The organism is Protofrankia sp. CiP1_Cm_nod2, from assembly GCF_920664355.1.
In the GTDB taxonomy this organism is placed as follows: domain Bacteria; phylum Actinomycetota; class Actinomycetes; order Frankiales; family Frankiaceae; genus Protofrankia.
This window is the reverse complement of the sequence record NZ_CAKKTL010000232.1, coordinates 1-5,090: the sequence shown is the minus strand read 5'-3', so window position 1 is coordinate 5,090 and position 5,090 is coordinate 1. Positions and strand designations below refer to the sequence as shown.

Here is a 5,090-nt window from a genome sequence, read left to right as displayed (position 1 = left end):
CGGCGATGCCGATCGCGCCTGTGAGGTAGTTCCTGCTGGCTGTCGATGTTGTCTTTACGGGCGCGGGCGTACCGGGGTGACGGGGGAAGGTGACAGTGGCCTGGGCGCTCTGTTCGGTGAGTCCGCTTTTGAGGTGGATCCGTGCCTTCCACGGGCCGTCGGGTAGTTGGCTGTCGAGCACCACGGTGACCGGTTCGGTCTGGCCGGGGGCGAGGGTCGTGCCGAGCTTGGCTGGGAATGGCCGGGTGTTCAGGCCGCCGGGGCCTTCGGTGAGGGTGAGTTCGCCGCTCATGTCCAGAGCCCGGCCGCCGGTGTTGTGGACCTGCGCGGTGAGGACCGGCCGCCCGTCGGGCAGACGTTCCGGTGTCAGCGAGTCGATGGCGAAGTTAGGCGCTGGGGGCCCGCCTGGTCCGACGGCCAGATAGACCCGGACGCCGACCCGGTTGACCTCGACGATGCCTTTGTCCTGCGTGTCCTGCGTGTCCTGCGACGCGACCGTGCTGCTGGTCTCGGCCCAGATCCCGGCGTAACGCTCTCCGGGGGAGGCGTCGCGGGGGACCGTGATGGTCGCCGTGACGGGGGCGGAGGCGCCAGGCGGCAGGATCAGGGTGTCAGGGCTCAGGCTGATCCAGGTGGTCAGGTCGTTGTGAGTGTGTCCGGCGGCGACGTTGAACGTCCCGTTCTCGACCGAAGCCGCGCCCGGATAGACCGTCAGCCGTGCTTCCGAACCACTTTTGTTGGTGACTTCGATATGCCGATGGATCACGGCGCCCAGCGGCAGGTAGTCGACGATGTAGATCCGTGCCCGCGGGTTTTCCTGTTCGCTGGTCGGGGCGTCGAGCAGCCGGATGCCGATACTTCCCGGTCGGGAATCCGTGGCTCGCGCGGGTGCGGTGAGCGCACCTGTGGCCGGGATGAGGATCCCGGCCACAAGCACGGCGAGTGTGGTCAGAACACGTCGCACGGTGGATTACGCTCCGTCAGATGACCGAGTGGGTGACGACCGAGCTGTAGGTTCCGGAGATCGCCCCTGCGGGAATGGTCGCGGTAATGGTCGGATTCCACGTGGCCGTGTTGTCGCCCCCACCAGGCCATGTGGGGTTGAGCACGACCGGGTTCTGCGGGGTCGTGGAAAGCGTCAGGGGTGTGGTGATCGTCCACTGGCTGATCGGGATTCCGGTGGATGTGACGACGCCGGTGTCGTACGAGGCGGCGAGAGTGTGCGTCCCGTTTTGGAATGGTGTCGCCGAGACTGACGCGGTCCAGGACGCGGGGTCGACGCTGCGGTTGTCGGTGACCGTTACCGAGCCCAGCTGGCCGCTGAGCGTGGACGAGGTCACTGCTCCCGTGGCGAGCGTGACCGGGCCGGCCGGCACGCTGATGTCGAGCGTTCCCCCGGTCAGGTCGAAGTTTGCCGTGGTATTTCCGGATCCGGCTGCCGCGGCGGGTAGTGCGGTGGCGGTGGCCAGGACTACGGCCCCCAGGAGAGCCGTCGTGATTTTGCGCAAAGTATGCCTCACAGTGGCGATTAACTAGGTGTCCATATTTGGACGAAATTGACCCAGTCTGGGTCGCAAGTCAGAAGATATTACTCTCAGTACATGGTTGTCAACCATGAGTAGCGTAACGTGTCGTGGTGGTGTCATGGCCGGCATGACCGGCAGGTCGCGCAAGGCCGTACCACGGGGCGCTGGCGTGATCCATCTGGCTTTGACCCGCGGTGGCCATGGGGGCCATAGGGGCCGCAGGGGCCGCAGAGGCCGCAGAGGCCGCAGATGTGGACCGAGAAGCGGCACCGGAACCGGGCCACCGCTGAGTCAGGCCGGAAGGCGCGGGCTCAGGTCGGAACGCATGAGCTCGGATTGGAACGGGCCTGCCCCGTCCGGGCCTGTCCGGTCAGGTGGCCAGCAGAACGAAGACGGGGAAGGCACAGATGGCGGCGGCGGTGAGGTAGATCGCGATGTGGGCCCACAGCGGCGCCCGGCGCGTGGGCTCCAGCAGGCGCGAGATGCGTGCGATCACCGGGGCATGGATGGGGGAGGGGTGAACATGCCGGGCAGCCGGGTGGCCTGCCGTGCCACCTTGGCCGCCCTGGCCGCTACGTCCACCGCCGAGCCGCCGGTGTGCGGAGCCGGCTCGGGCTCGCAGGCCCTTGCCATGGCCGCTCGCCCGCGATGAGCGGATCATCCTGCCATGGGAGACGCCGGTGATGCCGACCGCGCCGGCCGGTACCGGGGAGCGGGCCACCCCGAGCCGGGCCAGCGCCCGGGCCAGGGTCCGGCAGCTGGTGCGGCGGGCGGCGGTGTCGTCGGCGAGCATCTCGACCAGCAGGGACACCGCGGCGGTCGCGTCGCGCGCGGGCGGGAGGAACGGGAAGGTCTGCTGCCAGGCCACGAAGGGCTGGATGACGAGGTCGTGCCGGCCGCGGGCGTGCGCCTCCTCGTGCGCGAGGACGGACTCCAGCTCGTCCTGGGCGAGCGCGGCCAGCAGCCCCCGGGAGACGACGACCCGGGTGTGACGGACGCCGGGCAGGCAGTAGGCGACCGCCACAGGATGGTCCAGGACGCGCAGCCGTCCGCGTTGGTGGATTCTTCCGGCGCAGGCGGGCAGCTCATACGGCGGCTGGCATGCCCCGGCGCTTCCCGGTTGGGCTGAGGACGCCGCTGCCGTGTCGTGATCGCGATGGCCCTGGCCGGCGAGGTCGACCAGATGGCGGTGGCGGCGGCGATGCCGCAGGGTCTGCGCGGTGGACAGGGCGAGGACGCCGAACAGCCGGGCTGCCAGCGCGGACGCCGCCCCGAGCCCGATCACGTTGATCCAGCCGAGCCCGGCGAGAGGCTCGCCGGCGGCCACGTGGCCGGCGTGGTCGAGCACGCCCAGCGGCAGGTCGGTGGAAAGCGGCGCGAACGTGAACGCGATCACCGCGAGCAGCGCCGACACCCCGCCGGCAAGGCCGATCGCCTGCCACAGCACGATCGCGGATCGTGGGCAGCGGGACGGCCAGCGCGCCCTGGCGAGCAGTCGGGGAACGGGCCATGCGAGCACGCCTGCGAACAGAGCGAGAATGGCCGCGGTCGTCATAGCGGGTGAACAGTACCTCTGCCCGCGGACAGAGGTTCGGTTTGAGCGTGTGTCGCGTCCGGTACGGCGTCCGGTGCAGAGGTCACGAGCCGGTGGCCTCCGGGCTCGAGGCCTGCGCACCCGCGATCTCCGACACGGCGGCCGTGACGCGGGTGCTCCCGGCGCCGACGCGTTCTGGCACGTCGGAGAGGCCTTCAGCGGCCTCCGCGCCGGTTGCCCCGCCGAGGGCACCGATGGCGAGGCCGTCCGCGGCGGTGGTGACGGCGGCCGGACGGGCCGAGGTGAGACCGGTCGGGATGAGACCGGTCGGGATGAGATCGGCCTCGGTGGCGGCCGCCTCGTCGCGTCCGGCCGCGGCATCCGGCGGCGGGGCGAGGGCCCGGCGCAGGATCTCGGCCTCGGCCGGGGAGACGGAGCCGACGAAGCGCACCAGCGCCGAGCCGCGGTCCTCGGTGGTGTCCAGGGCGGCGAGCATGGCCTCGGCGACAACGGCGTCCCGGCTGCTTGACGCCCGGTAGCGGTGCGCGCGCTCCGCGCGTTCCCGCTGGACGAAGCCCTTGCGCTCGAGGCGCTCGAGCACCGTGAGGACCGTGGTGTAGGCGAGGTTGCGTTCGTGGTCGAGCCGGGCCGCTACTTCGCGCGCGGTCAGCCAGACGTCGACGTCCCACAGCACGTCCATGACTGACCGCTCAAGGTCACCAAGACGCGCCATGTATCTCACTGTACGACGCGCCACGAAGTTCTGTGCCCCCATCGGGAGTCCGGGTGTGACCTGCTGCCGGTGGCGGGTGCCGCTGGCGGACGTCTCGTATTCTACAAAGCGTAGAAGTTTGACAGAACGTAGAAGATCTTTCGAGATGCTCTCTCGCTCGCGTGGGCTCCGGGTGGGCGTCGTGGGACGGGAGGCAGGAGGGATCGTGCATGATCCTCGCCGCGTCCACAGATCTTGCTCGTGGCCAGACGGCTTTCTCGCTGGCTTTCCACATCTGTTTCGCCGTCTTCGGGGTGGGCCTGCCCTGGCTGCTGCTGTACACCGAACGCCGCTGGATCCGCACGGGTGACCCGGTCTGGCTCGCCCTCACCCGTAAGTGGGCGCGGGCGTTCGCCGTGCTGTTCGCGGTCGGCGCGGTGTCGGGGACGGTGCTGTCCTTCGAGTTCGGCCTGCTGTGGCCGGCGTTCATGGCCCGCTACGGAGGAGCGCTCGGCCTGTCGTTCACGCTCGAGGGCTTCGCGTTCTTCATCGAGGCGATCTTCATCGGCCTGTACCTGTACGGCTGGAAGCGGCTGTCCCCGCGGGCGCACTGGCTGACGATGGTCCCGATCGCCGTCGCGGGCACCCTGTCCACCCTGTTCATCATCACCGCGAACGCGTGGATGAACGTCCCGCGCGGCGTGCGCGAGGCCGGCGGGCGGGTCGTCAGCGCGGAGCCGCTCGCGCCCTTCCTGTCCCCGGCTACCCCGGCACAGGTGATCCACATGCTGCTCGCGGCGCTGATGTGCACCGGCGGCGCTGTCGCCGGGGTGTACGCGGCCGGGATGCTGCGCGGCCGCCGGGACGCCTACCATCGCCGCGGCCTGCGGGTCGGCCTGGTCACGGTGCTCGCCTGCGCCCCGCTGCAGGCGGTCGTCGGGGACTGGGCGGCGCGCGTGGTCGCGGACCGGCAGCCGCTGAAGCTGGCCGCGATGGAGGCCCTGTACCAGACGCGGTCACACGCGCCGCTGACCCTCGGCGGCATCTACGACGACGCCACCGGCGAGGTCCGGCACGGCATCGAGATCCCCGGCCTGCTGTCACTGATGACCGGCTGGAGCCGGGACCACGTGGTGACGGGCCTTGTGGCCGTCCCACCCGCGCAGCGCCCGAACGCCCTGATCGTCCACCTTGCCTTCGACACGATGGTGGCCCTCGGGACGGCGCTCGTCGGGCTGGCCGTGGCCGTGGCGGTGGTGGCGGCGCGCCGCCGGTGGCGCGGCGTCCGCCCGGCGCTGCCGACCGGCCGGGGCTGGCT

General features: G+C 70.6%; 5 protein-coding genes. 1 reads left to right on the top strand and 4 read right to left on the bottom strand.

The features are described 5' to 3' along the window. From NBW84_RS20095 to NBW84_RS24560, 4 genes are all read right to left on the bottom strand, one after another. The coding region (locus tag NBW84_RS20095; protein ID WP_250286404.1) for a peptidase at positions 1–964 on the bottom strand (964 nt) is incomplete at its 3' end. 16 nt (positions 965–980) lie between these two features. Next, positions 981–1,508, bottom strand: coding sequence for a hypothetical protein (locus NBW84_RS20090; RefSeq protein ID WP_250286403.1), 528 nt, complete (start codon positions 1,506–1,508; stop codon positions 981–983). Between the two features lie 388 nt (positions 1,509–1,896). Further along, positions 1,897–3,081, bottom strand: coding sequence for a M56 family metallopeptidase (locus NBW84_RS20085; protein ID WP_250286402.1), 1,185 nt, complete (start codon positions 3,079–3,081; stop codon positions 1,897–1,899). A gap of 82 nt (positions 3,082–3,163) precedes the next feature. Continuing rightward, positions 3,164–3,793 carry a BlaI/MecI/CopY family transcriptional regulator gene (locus NBW84_RS24560; protein WP_445548220.1) on the bottom strand — a complete coding sequence of 210 codons (630 nt, stop codon included), beginning with the start codon at positions 3,791–3,793 and terminating at the stop codon, positions 3,164–3,166. A 209-nt stretch (positions 3,794–4,002) separates the two neighbouring features. On the opposite strand from NBW84_RS24560, the gene NBW84_RS20075 reads away from it, so the two are divergent. Beyond that, a partial coding sequence (locus NBW84_RS20075; RefSeq protein WP_250286400.1) for a cytochrome ubiquinol oxidase subunit I occupies positions 4,003–5,090 on the top strand: 1,088 nt, incomplete at its 3' end.

Excerpts from the sequence above, each read along its gene's own strand:
- NBW84_RS20085 (WP_250286402.1), bottom strand. The coding sequence starts at position 3,081 with ATGACGACCGCGGCCATTCTCGCTCTGTTCGCAGGCGTGCTCGCATGG.
- NBW84_RS24560 (WP_445548220.1), bottom strand. The coding sequence starts at position 3,793 with ATGGCGCGTCTTGGTGACCTTGAGCGGTCAGTCATGGACGTGCTGTGG.